Annotated in this window: 16 protein-coding genes and 1 tRNA gene; 15 read left to right on the forward strand and 2 right to left on the reverse strand. The window is 72.7% G+C overall.

Annotated elements, in window-relative coordinates:
• The first annotated feature begins 2 nt into the window (after window positions 1–2).
• From ACYVDO_RS13355 to ACYVDO_RS13410, 12 genes are all read left to right on the forward strand, one after another.
• Window positions 3–422 carry a DUF2752 domain-containing protein gene (locus tag ACYVDO_RS13355; protein ID WP_460936642.1) on the forward strand — a complete coding sequence of 140 codons (420 nt, stop codon included), beginning with the start codon at window positions 3–5 and terminating at the stop codon, window positions 420–422.
• Window positions 423–459: 37 nt separating this feature from the next.
• A complete protein-coding gene (gene trpC, locus ACYVDO_RS13360) occupies window positions 460–1,251 on the forward strand; it encodes an indole-3-glycerol phosphate synthase TrpC (RefSeq protein WP_460936644.1) in 792 nt (263 codons plus the stop codon).
• Window positions 1,252–1,273: 22 nt separating this feature from the next.
• Window positions 1,274–2,545, forward strand: coding sequence for a tryptophan synthase subunit beta (trpB, locus tag ACYVDO_RS13365; RefSeq protein WP_460936646.1), 1,272 nt, complete (start codon window positions 1,274–1,276; stop codon window positions 2,543–2,545).
• The gene (gene trpA / locus ACYVDO_RS13370) at window positions 2,542–3,357 is read left to right on the forward strand and encodes a tryptophan synthase subunit alpha (RefSeq protein ID WP_460936648.1); all 816 of its coding nucleotides are present in this window, start codon (window positions 2,542–2,544) and stop codon (window positions 3,355–3,357) included. Before trpB ends, trpA begins: the two co-directional genes overlap by 4 nt.
• Before the next feature lies 1 nt (window position 3,358).
• On the forward strand, window positions 3,359–3,880 hold the full coding sequence (locus ACYVDO_RS13375) for a MauE/DoxX family redox-associated membrane protein (RefSeq protein WP_460936650.1): 522 nt from the start codon (window positions 3,359–3,361) through the stop codon (window positions 3,878–3,880).
• Window positions 3,877–4,641, forward strand: coding sequence for a DsbA family protein (locus tag ACYVDO_RS13380; RefSeq protein ID WP_460936652.1), 765 nt, complete (start codon window positions 3,877–3,879; stop codon window positions 4,639–4,641). Before ACYVDO_RS13375 ends, ACYVDO_RS13380 begins: the two co-directional genes overlap by 4 nt.
• Window positions 4,641–5,567: a prolipoprotein diacylglyceryl transferase gene (lgt, locus tag ACYVDO_RS13385; protein WP_460936653.1), complete on the forward strand. Its 927-nt coding sequence runs from the start codon at window positions 4,641–4,643 to the stop codon at window positions 5,565–5,567. The genes ACYVDO_RS13380 and lgt overlap by 1 nt, the downstream gene beginning before the upstream one ends.
• Window positions 5,568–5,705: 138 nt before the next feature.
• Entirely contained in the window at window positions 5,706–10,250 is a 4,545-nt protein-coding gene (gene gltB, locus ACYVDO_RS13390; RefSeq protein ID WP_460936655.1) for a glutamate synthase large subunit, read from the forward strand.
• A complete protein-coding gene (locus ACYVDO_RS13395; RefSeq protein ID WP_460936657.1) occupies window positions 10,243–11,697 on the forward strand; it encodes a glutamate synthase subunit beta in 1,455 nt (484 codons plus the stop codon). Before gltB ends, ACYVDO_RS13395 begins: the two co-directional genes overlap by 8 nt.
• Before the next feature lie 221 nt (window positions 11,698–11,918).
• Window positions 11,919–13,373 carry a pyruvate kinase gene (gene pyk, locus ACYVDO_RS13400; protein WP_460936659.1) on the forward strand — a complete coding sequence of 485 codons (1,455 nt, stop codon included), beginning with the start codon at window positions 11,919–11,921 and terminating at the stop codon, window positions 13,371–13,373.
• A gap of 90 nt (window positions 13,374–13,463) precedes the next feature.
• Window positions 13,464–13,549 (forward strand) — tRNA-Leu (locus ACYVDO_RS13405).
• A 56-nt stretch (window positions 13,550–13,605) separates the two neighbouring features.
• Window positions 13,606–13,965 (forward strand): DNA polymerase ligase N-terminal domain-containing protein, encoded by a 360-nt coding sequence (locus ACYVDO_RS13410; RefSeq protein WP_460936661.1) that lies wholly within the window; start codon window positions 13,606–13,608, stop codon window positions 13,963–13,965.
• Window positions 13,966–14,008: 43 nt separating this feature from the next.
• Here ACYVDO_RS13410 and ACYVDO_RS13415 read toward each other — a convergent pair whose 3' ends face one another.
• Window positions 14,009–14,890, reverse strand: a complete 882-nt coding sequence (locus ACYVDO_RS13415) for a hypothetical protein (protein WP_460936663.1) — start codon at window positions 14,888–14,890, stop codon at window positions 14,009–14,011.
• Between the two features lie 229 nt (window positions 14,891–15,119).
• Between ACYVDO_RS13415 and ACYVDO_RS13420 the strand changes: the two genes are divergently transcribed.
• From ACYVDO_RS13420 to ACYVDO_RS13430, 3 genes are all read left to right on the forward strand, one after another.
• Window positions 15,120–15,743 carry an ANTAR domain-containing response regulator gene (locus tag ACYVDO_RS13420; protein WP_460936665.1) on the forward strand — a complete coding sequence of 208 codons (624 nt, stop codon included), beginning with the start codon at window positions 15,120–15,122 and terminating at the stop codon, window positions 15,741–15,743.
• 2 nt (window positions 15,744–15,745) lie between these two features.
• The gene (locus ACYVDO_RS13425) at window positions 15,746–16,276 is read left to right on the forward strand and encodes a GNAT family N-acetyltransferase (protein WP_460936667.1); all 531 of its coding nucleotides are present in this window, start codon (window positions 15,746–15,748) and stop codon (window positions 16,274–16,276) included.
• A gap of 202 nt (window positions 16,277–16,478) precedes the next feature.
• Window positions 16,479–17,063 carry a GNAT family N-acetyltransferase gene (locus ACYVDO_RS13430; RefSeq protein WP_460936669.1) on the forward strand — a complete coding sequence of 195 codons (585 nt, stop codon included), beginning with the start codon at window positions 16,479–16,481 and terminating at the stop codon, window positions 17,061–17,063.
• A 112-nt stretch (window positions 17,064–17,175) separates the two neighbouring features.
• Here ACYVDO_RS13430 and ACYVDO_RS13435 read toward each other — a convergent pair whose 3' ends face one another.
• Entirely contained in the window at window positions 17,176–17,574 is a 399-nt protein-coding gene (locus ACYVDO_RS13435; RefSeq protein WP_460936865.1) for a PaaI family thioesterase, read from the reverse strand.
• Window positions 17,575–17,582: the final 8 nt, after the last annotated feature.

Consider the following 17,582-nt stretch of genomic DNA (forward strand, 5'->3'; position numbering starts at 1 on the left):
CCATGAGCGTCGCCGCCCGCAGCGTCGCGCCCCCCTCGCTGCGGGCGCCGCTGCTGGTCGGCCTCGGCGGAGCGGCCCTCGGGGCGGCTCTCGTCCTGCACGACCCGCACACCGCCGGCTCCTGGGGGTTCTGCCCCTTCCTCGTCCTCACGGGGCTGCCGTGCCCCGCCTGCGGCGGCCTGCGCGCCACGAACGACCTCCTCACCGGGCACGTCGGCGCCGCCGTCTCCAGCAATGCGTATGCCGTGGGCACGGCCGTGCTCGCCGCCGTGGCGTACGCCACGTGGCTGGCGGCAGCCGTCCGGGGTCGCCCGGTCGCCTGGGTCGGCCGGATGTCGACCATCGGCCCGGTCTGGGCGCTGGGACTGCTCGCGTTCGGCGTGCTGCGTCTGCTGCCCCAGCTGTCCGTCCTGCGACCCTGACGCCGGGGCCCCAGCCCCGCTGGTTAGCCTGTGGGGCATGGGCACCGTCCTCGACGAGATCGTCGCCGGCGTGCGCGAGGACCTCGCCGCGCGCGTGGCGGTGACCCCGCGTGCCGCAGTCGAGCACGCCGCGGCCCGGACGCCGGCCGCCCTGGACGCCGAGGCGGCCCTGCGCCGGCCCGGCCTGTCGCTCATCGCCGAGGTGAAGCGCTCCAGCCCGAGCAAGGGCGCGCTCGCGGCGATCGCCGACCCTGCGGCCCTGGCCGCGGACTACGAGGCCGGGGGTGCGACGGCCGTCAGCGTGCTCACCGAGCAGCGCCGCTTCGGCGGGTCGCTGGCCGACCTCGACGCGGTCCGGGCAGCCGTGCGGATCCCCGTGCTGCGCAAGGACTTCATGGTCGAGGACTACCAGCTCTTCGAGGCCCGGGCGCACGGCGCCGACATCATCCTGCTCATCGTGGCGGCCCTGTCGCAGGACGACCTGGAGCGGATGCACGCCCTGGCCCGCGAGCTCGGCATGACCGCCCTCGTCGAGGTGCACGACGAGGAGGAGACGCGCCGCGCCCTCGACGCCGGCGCCACCGTCGTGGGCGTCAACGCCCGCAACCTCAAGACGCTCGACGTCGACCCCGACACCTTCGCCCGGCTGGCGGGCCTCGTGCCCGACGGAGTGGTCCGGGTCGCCGAGTCCGGCGTCGCCGGGCCGCAGGACGCCGCCCGCTACGCGGCGGAGGGCGCCGACGCGGTCCTGGTCGGCGAGGCACTCGTCCGCGGTGCCGACCCCCGCGGGGCGGCGCGGGACATCATCACCGCGGGCGCGCCGGCGTGACCCGCCACGGAGGAGACCAGCTGTGACCGACCTGACCCCCCACCCGCTGCCGCGGACCGGCCGGTTCGGCGACTTCGGCGGGCGCTACGTCCCCGAGGCACTGATCCCCGCGCTGGAGGAGCTCGACGAGGCCCGGCGCAAGGCCATGGTCGACCCCGAGTTCCTCGGCGAGCTCGAACGGCTGCACCGCACCTACACCGGACGGCCGAGCATCATCACCGAGGTGCCGCGGTTCGCCGAGCACGCCGGTGGCGCCCGGGTCATCCTCAAGCGCGAGGACCTCAACCACACCGGCTCGCACAAGATCAACAACGTCCTCGCCCAGGCCCTGCTGACCAAGCGGATGGGCAAGCAGCGGGTCATCGCCGAGACCGGCGCCGGGCAGCACGGTGTCGCCACCGCCACCGCGGCCGCGCTCATGGGGCTCGACTGCGTGATCTACATGGGCAAGGTCGACACCGAACGGCAGGCCCTCAACGTCGCCCGCATGCGGATGCTCGGCGCCGAGGTCCACGCGGTCGACACCGGCAGCGCCACCCTCAAGGACGCCATCAACGAGGCGATGCGCGACTGGGTGACGAACGTGGGGCACACCCACTACATCCTGGGCACCGTCACCGGCCCGCACCCGTTCCCGGAGATGGTCCGGGACTTCCACCGCATCATCGGTGTCGAGGCGCGGGCCCAGGTGCTCGACAGCGTGGGGCGGCTGCCCGACGCCGTGCTGGCCTGCGTCGGCGGCGGGTCGAACGCCATGGGCATCTTCCACCGGTTCCTCGACGACGCCGAGGTCCGCCTCATCGGTATCGAGGCCGGGGGAGAGGGGATCGCGGGGGGTCGCCACGCCGCCCGGTTCGCGGCCAGCTCCCCGGGCGTGCTGCACGGCACGTTCAGCTACCTCATGCAGGACGACGACGGCCAGACGCTCGAGTCGCACTCGATCTCGGCCGGGCTGGACTACCCCAGCGTCGGTCCGGAGCACGCCTACCTGCGCGACAGCGGCCGCGCCGAGTACCGCTACGCCACCGACGAGCAGGCGATGCGGGCGTTCGAGCTGCTCTGCCGCACCGAGGGCATCATCCCGGCCATCGAGTCGGCCCACGCCCTCGCCGGCGCGATGGAGGTCGGGCGCGAGCTCGGCCCCGACGCCGTGCTGCTGGTCAACCTCTCGGGCCGGGGCGACAAGGACATGCACACGGCCGCGGAGTACTTCGGCCTCATCGACGGCGACGCGGTCCCGAGCGGCACGGCCGACGAACCGCGCGCCGAGGGCGACGGGAGGACCCAGCTGTGAGCACGACCACCGACATCGGCGTGGGCGGGGTGCTGGCCCGCTGCCGCGAGGAGAACCGCGCAGCCCTCGTCGGTTACCTGCCCGTGGGGTTCCCGTCGGTCGAGGGATCCGTCGCCGCGATGGTGGCGATGGTCGAGGCCGGCGTCGACATCGTCGAGGTCGGCATCCCCTACAGCGACCCGCTCATGGACGGCCCCACGATCGCGTATGCCGCGGACCAGGCCCTCAAGCACGGGGTCCACGTCCGTGACGTCTTCGCCGCGACCCGCGCGGTGCGCGACGCCGGGGCGCCCCCGCTCGTCATGTCGTACTGGAACCTCGTGCTCAAGCACGGTCCGCGCCGGTTCGCCCAGGACCTCGCGGCGGCCGGGGGTGCGGGCATGATCACCCCCGACCTCATCCCGGACGAGGCGGGCGACTGGATCGCCGCGAGCGACGAGACCGGCCTGGACCGCGTGTTCCTGGTCGCCCCCAGCTCCACCCCCGAGCGGATCGCGTCGGTCACCGCCCAGTGCCGTGGCTTCGTCTACGCCGTCTCGCACATGGGTGTCACCGGCGCGCGCACCGCCATGGGCGACGCGGCGCGGGTCGTCGTCGAGCGGACCAAGGCGGTCACGGACAAGCCCGTGTGCGTCGGCCTCGGGGTCTCCGGCGGCGCGCAGGCGGCGGAGGTCGCGGCATACGCCGACGGGGTCATCGTGGGCTCCGCCCTGGTGCGGTGCCTCGCGGACGCCCCGGACGAGGCGTCCGGCATCGCGGCGCTGCGGTCCCTGGTCGGCGAGCTCGCCGAGGGCGTGCGGAGCAGGCGCTGAGATGAGGTCGGCGACCTGGCGCGACTGGGTGGGGACCCTGGCCCGTGTGGTCCTCGGCGTGGTGCTCGTGGTCGCCGGCGGCCTCAAGGTGGGCCACCTGGAGACGTCGGCCCGCTCGGTGCGCGCCTACCAGCTGCTGCCGTACGACGTGGCCGGCTACGTGGGGTACGCCCTGCCGGTGCTCGAGATCGCCGTCGGCCTGCTCCTCGTCGTGGGCCTGCTGACCCGGGGCTCGGCCGTCGTCGGCGGCATCCTCATGGTCGTCTTCATCGCCGGCATCTCCGCGGCCTGGGCCCGCGGCCTGTCGATCGACTGCGGCTGTTTCGGCAAGGGGGGAACCATCGACGCCTCCCAGACGCAGTACCCCCAGGAGATCGCCCGCGACCTCGGGCTGCTGGCCTGTGCGGCGTGGCTGGCCGTCCGGCCCCGGACGGCCCTCGCGCTCGACGGCTGGCTGTTCCCGCACCCCGTGGCCGCTGGCGACCACGACGAGACCCTCGACCGAGAAGGACACCCGGCATGAGCAAGGCAACGGCCGACCGCAAGGCAGCCAGTCGCAAGGAGAAGGCGGCCGCCGCCGCACCGAGGGGGAGCTCGACCACGAAGATCGTCGTCGCGGTGGTCGTGGTCCTGCTCGTCGTCGCCGGCGTCGTCACGGCCGTCACGCTCGGCAGGTCGGACAAGAAGGCCGCCACCACCGCGGGCGGCTCGGCCCTGCCGAAGAACGTCGCAGCCATGGGGGCCGGCATCGTGGTCAACCCCGGCGCCCCGGCCAACGTCCCGACCCTGGACCTCTACGAGGACTTCCAGTGCCCGGTCTGCGCCCGGTTCGAGGAGATCTTCGGCCTGCAGCTCAAGGACATGGTGCAGGCCAACCAGGTCAAGCTCGTGGCGCACCCGCTGTCGTTCCTCGACGACAACCTGCGCAACGACTCCTCCAACCGCTCCGCCAACGCCGCGGCCTGCGCGGCGGACCAGGACAAGTTCCTGCAGTACCACGCCGCCGTCTTCCAGGGGCAGCCCGCCAAGGAGGGCGCCGGGTACACCGACGCGGCCCTCAAGGACTTCGCCACCAAGGCGGGCATCACCGGGGCCGCGCTGACGTCGTGGGAGAAGTGCTACGCCGACAAGGCGCACAACCAGTGGGTGGAGTCGGTGCAGACGCAGTCCGAGAAGGACGGCGTCAACGGCACCCCCACGGTTAAGCTCGACGGGCAGACCCTCGACCTCACCGGGCTGACGCAGCAGGGCCTCGCGGCCAAGGTCAAGGCTGCGACCAAGTGATGCCCGGCGTCGTGGCCGCGGTGTCGACGGCCCTCCCGGCGAGCATCCCCAGCCCGTCCTCGGGCGTCTGGCACCTCGGACCGGTGCCCATCCGCGCCTACGCCCTGTGCATCCTCGCCGGGATCGCGGTCGCGGTCTGGATCACGGGCCGGCGCCTGCGCGACCGCGGCCACGACCTCGAGAAGGCCGTGGACATCTCGGCGTGGGCGGTGCCGTTCGGCATCGTCGGCGGCCGGCTCTACCACGTCATCACCACGCCCGACCCGTACTTCGGACAGGGCGGGCAGCCGCTGCACGCGCTGTTCATCTGGCAGGGCGGGCTCGGCATCTGGGGCGCGATCGCCCTGGGCACCCTCGGCGCCTGGATCGGCGCCCGACGGCACGGCGTCCCGCTCATGGACTTCGCCGACGCCGCCGTCCCCGGCGTCGCGGTGGCCCAGGCGCTGGGCCGCTGGGGCAACTGGTTCAACAACGAGCTCTACGGCCGTCGCACCGACGTCCCGTGGAAGCTGGAGATCCACTGCTGGGACCAGGCGGCCGGCCACGCCACGACCTGCCCCGGCACCTCCAGCACGGTGCTGGGGTACTTCCACCCGACGTTCCTCTACGAGTCGGTCTTCTGCCTCGTGCTGGCCCTCGCCCTCGTCCTCGTCGACCGCAGGTTCCGGCTGCGCCGGGGCCAGCTCTTCGGCCTCTACGTCGCCGGCTACCCGATCGGGCGCATCGTCGTGGAGCTCATGCGCTCCGACGAGGCTCACCGGATCCTCGGCCAGCGGGTCAACGTCTGGACCAGCATCCTCGTCTTCCTGCTCGGCCTGGCCATCGTCTGGTGGAACCGCGACCGCCCCGTGGCCCTGCCGGAGCAGGGCGCCGAGAGCGCTCCGGAGGCTCACGAACCACGCGTGACGTCTCACCATACGGAATGAGCCGGCTCACATAGCGGAACGGAGAGGGCGCGGGCTATCCTGCTTGCGCCGTGGCCAAGGCCGTCCACGCGCGTGCCCCGTGCGCCCTTCCGAGGGTTGTGCGCACGCCCTACGACCCCCGAGGACGGTGACCCGCCCGTGTCCCACACGCGCTTCTCCGCCCAGCCCGCCGACACCGGGCTCTACCGCCGCGAGTTCGAGCACGACGCCTGCGGCGTGGCGCTCGTGGCGACGATGCGGGGCAGTGCCGGGCACGACATCGTCGACCACGCACTCACCGCCCTGCGCAACCTCGAGCACCGTGGCGCCACCGGCGCCGACCCGCTCGTCGGCGACGGCGCCGGCATCCTCACCCAGGTGCCGGACGGCTTCTTCCGCTCCGTCGTCGACTTCGACCTGCCCGTCGGTGGGGCGTATGCCGTCGGCACCGCCTTCCTGCCCCGCGACGAGTCCGAGCGCGACGCGGCCGTGGCGCGGATCGAGCAGATCGCCCGCGAGGAGGGGCTCAACGTCCTCGGCTGGCGCGACGTCCCGATCTCCGCGGAGCTGGTCGGCCAGGTGGCCCGCGACTGCATGCCGCACTTCCGGCAGCTGTTCGTCAGCGCCGCCGTCGGACGCATGGTCGGGATCGGCCTGGACCGCCTCGCCTTCTGCCTGCGCAAGCGGGCCGAGCACGAGACCGACGTCTACTTCCCGTCGCTGAGCTGCCGGACCATCGTCTACAAGGGCATGCTCACGACCGGGCAGCTCGAGCCGTTCTTCCCCGACCTGTCCGACCGCCGGTTCGAGACCCAGCTCGCGCTGGTCCACTCCCGGTTCTCCACCAACACCTTCCCGTCCTGGCCGCTGGCCCACCCGTACCGCCTGATCGCCCACAACGGCGAGATCAACACGGTGAAGGGCAACCGCAACTGGATGCGGGCCCGCGAGAGCCAGCTCGTCTCCGACGTCATCCCGGGCGACCTGGAGCGGCTGTACCCGATCTGCACCCCCGGCGCCTCGGACTCCGCGTCCTTCGACGAGGTGCTCGAGCTGCTGCACCTCGGGGGGCGGTCGCTGCCGCACGCCGTCCTCATGATGATCCCGGAGGCGTGGGAGAACCACGAGGAGATGGACCCGGCCCGACGGGCCTTCTACGAGTTCCACTCGACCTTCATGGAGCCGTGGGACGGCCCTGCCGCGGTGACGTTCACCGACGGGTCGCTGATCGGCGCGGTGCTCGACCGCAACGGCCTGCGCCCCGGCCGCTACTCGGTCACGGACGACGGACTCGTGGTGCTCGCCTCCGAGGCGGGTGTCCTCGACCTCGACCCGAGCCGCGTGGTGCGCAAGGGGCGGCTCCAGCCGGGCCGGATGTTCCTCGTGGACACCGAGCACGGCCGGATCGTCTCGGACGACGAGGTCAAGTCCTCGCTCGCGGCCCAGAAGCCGTACGAGGAGTGGCTGCACGCCGGCCTCCTGCACCTCGACGACCTGCCCGAGCGCGAGCACATCGTCCACACGGCCGCCTCCGTCGCCCGGCGCCAGCAGACCTTCGGCTACACCCAGGAGGAGCTCAAGATCCTGCTGTCGCCCATGGCCCGCACCGGCGCCGAGGCGCTGGGGTCGATGGGCACCGACACGCCGATCGCGGTGCTGTCCGACCGGCCGCGGCTGATCTTCGACTACTTCACCCAGCTCTTCGCCCAGGTGACGAACCCCCCGCTGGACGCCATCCGCGAGGAGCTCGTCACCTCCCTGGGCACCGTCATCGGGCCCGAGGGCAACGCGCTGGCCGCGACGCCGGCCCACGCCCGCCAGGTGCTGCTGCCGTTCCCGGTGATCGACAACGACGACCTCGCCAAGATCGTCCACATCAACGCCGACGGCGACCTGCCCGGGTACGCGACTCACGTCGTGCGCGGCCTCTACGACGTCTCGGGCGGGGCCGCGGCGCTCGAGGCGCGTCTCGAGGAGATCTTCGCCGAGGTGTCGCAGGCCATCGCCGAGGGCACCCGCTTCATCGTGCTGTCCGACCGCGACTCCGGCCGCGACCTCGCCCCGATCCCGTCGCTGCTGCTGACCTCGGCGGTCCACCACCACCTCATCCGCGAGAAGACCCGCACCCTGGTCGGCCTCGTGGTCGAGGCCGGTGACGTGCGCGAGGTGCACCACGTCGCCCTGCTCATCGGGTACGGCGCGGCCGCGGTCAACCCCTACCTCGCCATGGAGTCGGTGGAGGACCTCGTCCGCTCCGGCGCCATCACGGGTGTCAGCGCCGACAAGGCCGTCGCCAACCTCATCAAGGCCCTCGGCAAGGGCGTGCTCAAGGTGATGTCGAAGATGGGCATCTCCACCGTCGCGTCCTACCGCGGCGCGCAGGTCTTCGAGGCGATCGGCCTCTCGCAGGAGCTCGTCGACCGCTACTTCACCGGCACCGTCTCCCAGCTCGGCGGCATCGGGCTCGACGTCGTGGCCGCGGAGACCGCGGCCCGGCACGCCGCGGCATACCCGCCGGACGGCGTCCGGCTCCCGCACCGCAAGCTCACCGTCGGTGGCGAGTACCAGTGGCGCCGCGAGGGCGAGCCGCACCTGTTCGACCCCGAGACCGTGTTCCGGCTGCAGCACTCCACCCGCCAGCGGCGGTACGACGTGTTCAAGCAGTACACCCAGCGGGTCGACGAGCAGTCCGAGCGGCTCATGACGCTGCGCGGGCTCTTCGAGTTCACCTCCTCGCCCGAGCGGCCCCCGGTGCCGCTCGAGGAGGTCGAGCCGGTCAGCGAGATCGTCAAGCGGTTCTCCACCGGCGCGATGTCGTACGGCTCGATCAGCAAGGAGGCCCACGAGACCCTCGCCATCGCGATGAACCGGCTCGGGGCGCGCTCCAACACCGGTGAGGGCGGCGAGGACGTCGACCGGCTGCTCGACGACGAGCGCCGCTCGGTGATCAAGCAGGTGGCGTCAGGCCGGTTCGGCGTGACGTCGCTGTACCTCACCAAGTCCGGCGACATCCAGATCAAGATGGCCCAGGGCGCCAAGCCCGGCGAGGGCGGCCAGCTGCCCGGGCACAAGGTCTACCCGTGGGTGGCCCGGACCCGGCACTCGACGCCCGGTGTCGGCCTGATCAGCCCGCCGCCCCATCACGACATCTACTCCATCGAGGACCTGGCCCAGCTGATCCACGACCTCAAGAACGCCAACCCCGAGGCCCGGATCCACGTCAAGCTGGTCTCCGAGATCGGGGTAGGCACGGTGGCGGCAGGCGTCTCCAAGGCGCACTCCGACGTCGTGCTCATCTCCGGCCACGACGGCGGCACCGGCGCCTCGCCGCTGACCTCGCTGAAGCACGCCGGCGGCCCCTGGGAGATCGGCCTCGCCGAGACGCAGCAGACGCTGGTGCTCAACAACCTGCGCGACCGGATCGTGGTCCAGTGCGACGGCCAGCTCAAGACCGGCCGCGACGTCGTCGTCGCCGCGCTGCTCGGCGCCGAGGAGTTCGGCTTCGCCACGGCGCCGCTCGTGGTGAGCGGCTGCGTCATGATGCGCGTCTGCCACCTCGACACCTGCCCGGTCGGCATCGCGACCCAGAACCCCGAGCTGCGCGCCCGCTTCTCCGGCAAGCCCGAGTTCGTCCAGACCTTCTTCGAGTACATCGCCGAGGAGGTCCGCGAGCACCTGGCGGCCCTCGGGTTCCGCACGCTCGAGGAGGCCATCGGCCAGGTCGGCGCCATCGACGCCACCAAGGCCGTCAACCACTGGAAGGCCGCCGGCCTCGACCTGTCGCCGATCTTTGCCGACGTCCAGAGCCCCGACGGCTCGGCCCGGCGCAACACCACCGGCCAGGACCACGGCCTGGAGAAGGCGCTCGACCACAGCCTCATCGCGATCGCCCGCGAGGCGATCACCGACGGCACGGCCGTCACTGGCGAGGTCGCGGTCCGCAACGTCAACCGCACCGTGGGCACCCTGCTCGGGCACGAGGTCACCAAGGCCCACCCCGAGGGCCTGCCCGACGGCACGATCGACCTCACCCTGACCGGCTCGGCCGGCCAGTCGCTGGGCGCCTTCCTGCCGCGCGGGATCACCCTGCGGCTGCTCGGCGACGCCAACGACTACGTCGGCAAGGGCCTGTCCGGTGGACGGGTCGTCGTCCGCCCCGACCGGGGCGCGCCACTCCAGGCCGAGGCGAACGTCATCGCCGGCAACGTCATCGGCTACGGCGCCACCACCGGCGAGCTGTTCCTGCGCGGGATGGTCGGCGAGCGGTTCTGCGTCCGCAACTCCGGCGCGACCGCCGTCGTCGAGGGCGTGGGCGACCACGGGTGCGAGTACATGACCGGCGGCACCGTGCTGGTGCTCGGCCCGACCGGGCGCAACTTCGCGGCCGGGATGTCCGGGGGAGTGGCGTACGTCCTCGACCTCGACACCGACCGCGTCAACCCCGAGCTCGTCGACGTGGGGCCGCTGCGCCCCGACGACGAGACGACCGTCCGCGACCTGCTGCAGCGCCACCTCGACTGGACCGAGTCGGCCGTGGCGGCCCACCTGCTGCAGGAGTGGGAGACCGCGAAGGAGAGGTTCACCCTGGTGCTGCCCCGCGACTACCAGCGCGTCCTGGACGTGCGCGCCGCCGCCGAGGCGGAAGGTCTCGACGTCGACGGCCCCGAGGTGTGGGAGCGGATCATGGAGGCGTCCCGTGGCTGACCCCCAGGGCTTCCTGAAGACCCGTGAGCGCGAGCTGCCCGCCCGCAGGCCGGTGCCGGTCCGGATCAAGGACTGGAAAGAGGTCTACGAGGAGCAGGAGCTCGGCCAGCTCCAGCGCCAGGCCGGCCGCTGCATGGACTGCGGCATCCCCTTCTGCCACAGCGGCTGCCCGCTCGGGAACCTCATCCCCGAGTGGAACGACCTGGCGTGGAAGGGCGACTGGCGCGAGGCGATCGAGCGGCTGCACGCCACGAACAACTTCCCCGAGTTCACCGGCCGGCTGTGCCCCGCGCCCTGCGAGACCGCCTGCGTGCTGGGGATCAACCAGCCCGCGGTGACGATCAAGCAGGTCGAGGTCACCACGATCGAGCGGGCCTTCGACTCCGGGTACGTCCAGCCGCAGCCGCCCGAGCGGCTCTCCGGCAAGACGGTCGCCGTCGTCGGCTCGGGCCCGGCCGGTCTCGCCGCCGCCCAGCAGCTGACCCGCGCCGGCCACACGGTCGCGGTGTTCGAGCGTGCCGACAAGCCCGGCGGCCTGCTGCGCTACGGCATCCCCGAGTTCAAGATGGAGAAGGCCGTCCTCGACCGGCGCATCGCGCAGATGGAGGCCGAGGGCACCCGGTTCCGCAGCGGCGTCGACGTCGGCGGGGACGTCACCGGCAAGCAGCTGCGCGACCGGTACGACGCCGTCGTCCTGGCCGTCGGCGCCACGGTGCCGCGCGACCTGCCGGTGCCCGGGCGCGAGCTCGACGGCGTCATGCAGGCCATGGACTTCCTGCCGCCCGCCAACCGCGCCGCCCTCGGCGAGGCGGTCGAGGGACAGGTCACGGCGGAGGGCAAGGACGTCATCGTCATCGGCGGCGGCGACACCGGTGCCGACTGCATCGGCACGTCGCACCGCCAGGGCGCGCGTTCGGTCACGAGCCTGGAGATCATGCCCCGGCCCGGCGAGGAGCGCGTCGCCGGTCAGCCGTGGCCGACGTACCCGACGCTCTTCCGCGTCGCCTCCGCGCACGAGGAGGGTGGTGAGCGGGTGTACGCCGCCTCCACCAAGGAGATCCTCGGCGAGGACGGCAAGGTCAGCGGCATCCGCCTGGTCGACGTGACGATGAAGGACGGCCGGTTCGAGGAGGTCGAGGGTACCGAGCGGGTGCTGCCCGCCCAGCTGATCCTGCTCGCGATGGGTTTCCTCGGACCACAGGGCCCGGGCGTCGTCGAGCAGCTGGAGGTCGAGCTCGACGAGCGCTCGAACGTCAAGCGCGACAAGGACTACATGACGTCGGTGCCGGGCGTCTTCGTCGCCGGTGACGCCGGTCGCGGCCAGTCGCTCATCGTGTGGGCGATCGCCGAGGGCCGGTCCGCGGCCGCCGGGGTCGACCGCTACCTCACCGGCTCGACCGCCCTCCCGCGCCCGATCGACCCGACGGACCGCCCGCTCGTCGTCTGACCCCGCCCCGCCGTTCCGACGGACCGCCCGCGCCGCCCCCGCGCGGCTACGCCACCGCGCAAGGTTGGCCCAAGATTCGCTGTGCGGGTGAAGCTTCACCCGCACAGCGAATCTTGGGCCAAGATTCGTCGCGCAGTGCAGGGGCGAGGGGCAGGGCTTGGAGCCGTGTCCGGAGGTGACCGGGGTCACGTCGCGTCCGGGGCGACCGATAGGGTCGGCGTATGCGTCGCGCCAAGATCGTGTGCACCCTCGGCCCGGCCGTCTCCACCCCCGAGAAGATCCGCGAGCTGGTCGACGCGGGGATGGACGTGGCCCGGCTCAACCTCTCCCACGGCGAGTACGCCGAGCACGAGCGGATCTACCGCGAGATCCGCAGGGCCAGCGACGAGACCGGCCACGCGGTCGGGGTCCTCGTCGACCTGCAGGGCCCGAAGATCCGCACGGGCCGGTTCGGCGACGGCCCGGTCTCGCTGGCCAACGGCGACACCTTCACCATCACCACCCGTGACGTCGTCGGCACCCGGGACGAGGTGGGGACCACGTACAAGGGGCTTCCCGGCGACGTGCGGGCGGGGGACGTCCTGCTCATCGACGACGGCAAGGTGGCGCTCCAGGCCACGGAGGTGACCGACACCGACGTGCGCTGCACCGTCACCGTCGGGGGCACCATCTCCAACAACAAGGGCATCAACCTGCCCGGTGTCGCCGTGTCCGTCCCCGCCCTGTCCGAGAAGGACAAGGAGGACCTGCGCTGGGCGCTGAAGCTGCGCGCCGACATGATCGCGCTGTCCTTCGTGCGATCCGCCGCGGACCTCGACGACGTGTACGAGGTCATGGACGAGGTCGGCGTGCGACTGCCGGTCATCGCCAAGATCGAGAAGCCGCAGGCCGTCGAGGCGCTCACCGAGATCATCCAGGCGTTCGACGGCGTCATGGTCGCGCGCGGCGACCTCGGCGTCGAGCTGCCGCTCGAGGACGTCCCGATCGTGCAGAAGCGCGCCATCGAGATCGCCCGACGCCAGGCCAAGCCGGTCATCGTCGCGACGCAGGTGCTCGAGTCGATGATCGACGCCCCGCGGCCGACCCGCGCCGAGGCGTCCGACGCCGCGAACGCCGTCCTCGACGGCGCCGACGCCCTCATGCTGTCCGGCGAGACCAGTGTCGGGGCCTACCCGATCCAGGCCGTCCAGACCATGGCCCGGATCATCGAGAGCACCGAGGAGCACGGCCTCGAGCGCATCCCGCCGCTGGGCACCCAGCCGCACACCATGGGAGGCGCCGTCTCGCGGGCGGCCGTCGAGATCGGCGACCTGCTCGGGGCCAAGTTCCTCATCACCTTCACCCAGTCCGGTGACACGGCCAAGCGCATGTCGCGCATGCGCCCGCGGATCCCCATGCTGGCCTTCACACCCGAGCAGCACACCCGCTCGCGGCTGGCGCTGGCCTGGGGCATCGAGACCTTCCTCGTGCCCATGGCGCGCCACACCGACCAGATGGCCCTGCAGGTCGACCGGTCACTGCTGGCGCAGGGCCGGGCCCAGGAGGGCGACCTCGTCATCCTCGTCGCGGGCTCCCCGCCGGGCATCCCCGGATCGACCAACGCCCTGCGCGTGCACAAGATGGGCGACGCCGTCAACGGCGTGGCACCGGCATACGAGGACCTCAACGAGCTCTGAGGCACCCGCCGGGGTGGCGCTGCACGGCCGCCGCCCTTTGTATGCTGTGCGCGTCGCCCTGGGGCGTCCACCGGCGCCGTGCGCCGGCGAGCCGGAGTGGTGGAATGGCAGACACGGGGCACTCAAAATGCTCTGCCCGCAAGGGCGTGGGGGTTCGAGTCCCCCCTTCGGCACCACGCGGCACGCCGCCCGGCACCGGGCGGCGTGCGGCGCGTTCTGGTGGACTGGGCGGGTGAGTGGCGACCGTCCCGTCTTCGTGCTGCACGAGCACCAGCGCCCGCGGCACCACTTCGACTTGCGGCTCGAGGAGGACGGCGTGCTGCGGTCGTGGGCCGTGCCCAAGGGGCTGCCCACGAGCCCGCAGGCCAACCGCCTCGCCGTACCCGTCGCCGACCACGACCTCGACCACGCGACGTACGAGGACGAGACCAAGTCGATCGCGGACACCGGCTGGTGGGAGCTCGAGGACCGGGACGAGCGGCGGTTCGTCTTCGTCCTGCACGGACGCACGGGCGCCAGCAGGTATGCCCTCGTCGACACGGGGACGGACGCGCTCCTCCACCTGCTCAAGGACCAGCCCCCGACCGGGTGACCCGCCACGAGCGGCGCCTGGGTGCCGGACCGACCGGCCCGGGTCAGGTCCAGCCGGTCGTGTGGACCGCGCACCGGCCCGCGCTGTGGGTGCTGCGCCGCCGGACCACCGTCCGGACCACCCACCGGATGCGGCGCCGGGCGAGGAGCAGCACGACCCCCACCCAGAGCGCCACGGCCCAGCCGCGTGGGCCCGGCGTCGGCTGCGGTGGTGGCGGGTAGCCGCCGTCGTCGAGACCCGCTGCCTGCTCGAAGTGGTTCAGCGAGTCCGGGTACAGGCTGTCGTCGACGAGGTAGAGGACCGGCAGCAGCGCGATCCCGCCCACGATGCTGCACACCGCCCACTGGTCGACGTGCCGCGACTCGTGCAGCGCGAGCTCCCGCGCCCGGACGGGGTTGATGCGGGGCTGGGGCGAGGCGAGGAACACCTCGCCCACCATGCTGCCGGCGCGGTGCCCCGCCTGCGGGACGAAGGCCAGGGTCATGGGTGGGTTCCCGACACTGCACAGGCCCCGCCCCCGCACCTCCGCGAAGCCCAGCGCGAGCCCGCTGACGGGTGCCGTCATGACCGAGCGGACCGTCGACCACGGGGCCGGGCGGCTGGGAGCCGCCGGGTCGATCACCCGCCGGCCCTCCGCGATCGAGGTGTCCGCCACGCAGGCCGGGAGCTCGCGGGCGCGCTGGGAGACCCGCAGCCCGAAGCCCGCCACGGACAGCAGCGCGAGGACGACCATCCCGGTGAGCAGGCGCCGGTGCCGGCGCTGGCAGAGCGGGCACGTGAGCACCCGGCGCGGACGCAGGAACCTCGTGCGCGGCAGCACCAGGAAGAGCCCCGCGAGACCGCCGCCGAGGAAGGCGACCACCGCCCACACGACCCGCATCGCGGCAGAGGTCGGCCGGCGGCGGGAACGGGCCGACTCACCCACGGCGCCTCCAGAGGCCGGGCCCGGCGCACCGGGCAGGGGGGCCGGGCTGGCCGGCCGCTCCGATTCTCCCCCGCCGGGGAGCCGGGAGCCATCCCTGCCGGGCGCGCGACGCAGCGGGGTGCGGCCCGGCCGGGGCCGCCACGGGCGAGCCGGGCCCGTCCTCACGCGACGCGTCCCGGGGCCCGTCCCCGCGCCGTGCCTCCAGGGGGGCTCAACTAGGCTGTCCCGGGTGAGCGAGACCCAGGCACAGACCCCCGACGCCGACGCCAAGGCGCCGTCGTCCCTGCGCATCCTCGTCGCCGAGGACGAGGCCCTCATCCGCCTCGACCTGGCCGAGATGCTGACCGAGGCCGGCTACGAGGTCGTCGGCCAGGCGAGCAACGGCGAGCAGGCGGTCGAGATGGCGACCGAGCTCCAGCCCGACCTGGCGATCATGGACGTCAAGATGCCCGTCATGGACGGCATCACGGCCGCCGAGCAGATCGGCGCAGCCCGGATCTGCCCCGTCGTCATGCTCACGGCCTTCAGCCAGACCGAGCTGGTCGAGCGCGCCCGCGACGCGGGCGTCATGGCCTACATCGTCAAGCCGTTCACGGCCAGCGACCTCGGGCCCGCCATCGACATCGCGCGGCACCGCTGGACCGAGGTCCACGCCCTCGAGCAGGAGGTCGCCGACCTCGGTGAGCGGCTCGAGACCCGCAAGGCCGTCGACCGCGCCAAGGGCATCCTCCAGAAGAAGCTCAAGATCACCGAGGCCGAGGCCTTCCGCTGGATCCAGAAGACGGCCATGGACCGGCGCCTGGGCATGCGCGAGGTCGCCGAGGCCGTCATCACGGGGATGGACAAGGCCTGAGCGTGGCCGCCACGGTCAGGGCAGCCGCCGCGAGCGACGCCCCGGTGCTGCACGAGGTGGCGGCAGCCACCTTCGCCCTCGCCTGTCCGCCGCACGTCACCGCGGAGTCGGTCGCCACGTTCGTGGCGGACGTCCTGTCCGTGGGCTGCTTCGAGCGCTACCTGGCCGACCCGGGCCGCGACCTGTTCCTCGCCGACGAGGAGGGGACGGCGACGGGGTACGCCATGCTCGTGAACGGTGAGCCGGCCGACGACGACGTCCGCGCCGCCATCCGGCTGCGGCCGACCGCGGAGCTGTCCAAGATCTACGTGCTGCCCGGCCACCACGGCGCCGGGGTGAGCCGCCTGCTCATGACGGCTGCGCTGGAGGCCGCCCGAGGCCGCGGCGCTCAAGGGGTGTGGCTCGGCGTCAACCAGCTCAACGAGCGGGCGCAACGCTTCTACCGCAAGAGCGGCTTCGAGCAGGTGGGCACGAAGCGCTTTCTCGTGGGGGCGCGGTACGAGGACGACTACGTGTTCGAGCGGCCGCTGTGACCGGGCACCGAAACCGTGACGACGCGGTGAACGATGGTTGCCGAACGCAATCTCAGCCATCCGGACGATTGTTGAAAGTCGGTCCTTTCCCGATGGTTGCAGGTGGGCCTAGAGTCCTTCCTCGGGTGCCCGGCCGGGCGCCTGACATCGGTCGGGGGGGCCGAGCCTGCAGGAGCTTGACCAACGACCTTGGAGGAGTCTTGTGAGCCGTCCCTCGATCAGCGTGCGACGTGTGGGGCAGGAGGAGGAGCGATCCTTCACCGAGCTCTGGATGGCCTCCCGCGTCGAGGCCGGGGTGAGCCCCGAGGTGGTGGCCCGGGCGGCGTCCGAGGGTCGGATCGCCTCAGCGCTGCACCGCGAGGACGTGCGCGCCTACCTCGCCTCCAGCGACGGCCAGGCGGTCGGCTTCGCCGTCGCCGCCACCAGCCCCTTCTCGGCGCTCACCGACGCCCCCTGCGTCACCATCGACGAGCTCTACGTCGCCCCGGCGTCCCGCAAGCACGGCGTCGCCCGCCAGCTCATGAGCGCCGTGACGCTGTATGCCGACTCGCGCGGCTGTGAGCAGATCGGCTGCAACGTGCCGGCGACCCACCGCGAGGCCAACCGGTTCTTCGCCCGCCTGGGGTTCAGCTCCCAGGTGGTCCGCCGCATCACCACGGTGTCCGCGCTGCGCCGCCGCCTGGGCACCGACGAGCGGCACCACGCCTCGCTCGAGCAGCTGCTGCACCGCCGGCGCTCGCTGCGCGCCAAGGCCCGCGCCTCCGCGGGCAGCCGCCTCGCCGGCTGACCGCCTCGCGCCCGCGACCCCGAGAAACAACGGTTGCGCGGCATACGTCGGGACATCAACCCGAGGTATGCCGCGCAACCGTTGTTTTGCGCGAAGGAGGGTGCGGCGTCCGTCAGGGGCGGGGGCGGGTGCCTCCGGGAGGGGCGTCGCGCAGCAGGCAGGTGATCCGGCAGGTGCACACGCGGTGGTCGTGGTCGTCGGTGACGACGATCTCGTAGGACGCCAGGGTGCTCCCCAGGGACAGCGCCGTCGCGGTCCCGGTGACGAAGCCCGAGCGGGCGGCGCGGTGGTGCGTGGCGTTGATGTCGAGGCCGACGGCGATGCGGTCCGGGCCGGCGTGCAGCGCGGACCCGATCGACCCGAGCGTCTCGGCGAGCACGACCGAGGCGCCTCCGTGCAGCAGGCCGTAGGGCTGGGTGTTGCCCTCGACGGGCATGCGGGCGACGACCCGCTCGGGGGAGGCCTCGAGGATCTCGATCTCCATCCGCTTCATCAGCGAGTTCGGGTTCATCGTCTCGA

It is taken from the genome of Phycicoccus ginsengisoli (assembly GCF_054779295.1).

What these genes read in the sequence shown, in the direction of transcription:
- ACYVDO_RS13355 (WP_460936642.1), top strand. Translation starts at nt 3, where the DNA reads ATGAGCGTCGCCGCCCGCAGCGTCGCGCCCCCCTCGCTGCGGGCGCCG.
- ACYVDO_RS13380 (WP_460936652.1), top strand. Translation starts at nt 3,877, where the DNA reads ATGAGCAAGGCAACGGCCGACCGCAAGGCAGCCAGTCGCAAGGAGAAG.
- trpC (WP_460936644.1), top strand. Translation starts at nt 460, where the DNA reads ATGGGCACCGTCCTCGACGAGATCGTCGCCGGCGTGCGCGAGGACCTC.
- pyk (WP_460936659.1), top strand. Translation starts at nt 11,919, where the DNA reads ATGCGTCGCGCCAAGATCGTGTGCACCCTCGGCCCGGCCGTCTCCACC.
- ACYVDO_RS13435 (WP_460936865.1), bottom strand. Translation starts at nt 17,574, where the DNA reads ATGAACCCGAACTCGCTGATGAAGCGGATGGAGATCGAGATCCTCGAG.
- lgt (WP_460936653.1), top strand. Translation starts at nt 4,641, where the DNA reads ATGCCCGGCGTCGTGGCCGCGGTGTCGACGGCCCTCCCGGCGAGCATC.
- ACYVDO_RS13375 (WP_460936650.1), top strand. Translation starts at nt 3,359, where the DNA reads ATGAGGTCGGCGACCTGGCGCGACTGGGTGGGGACCCTGGCCCGTGTG.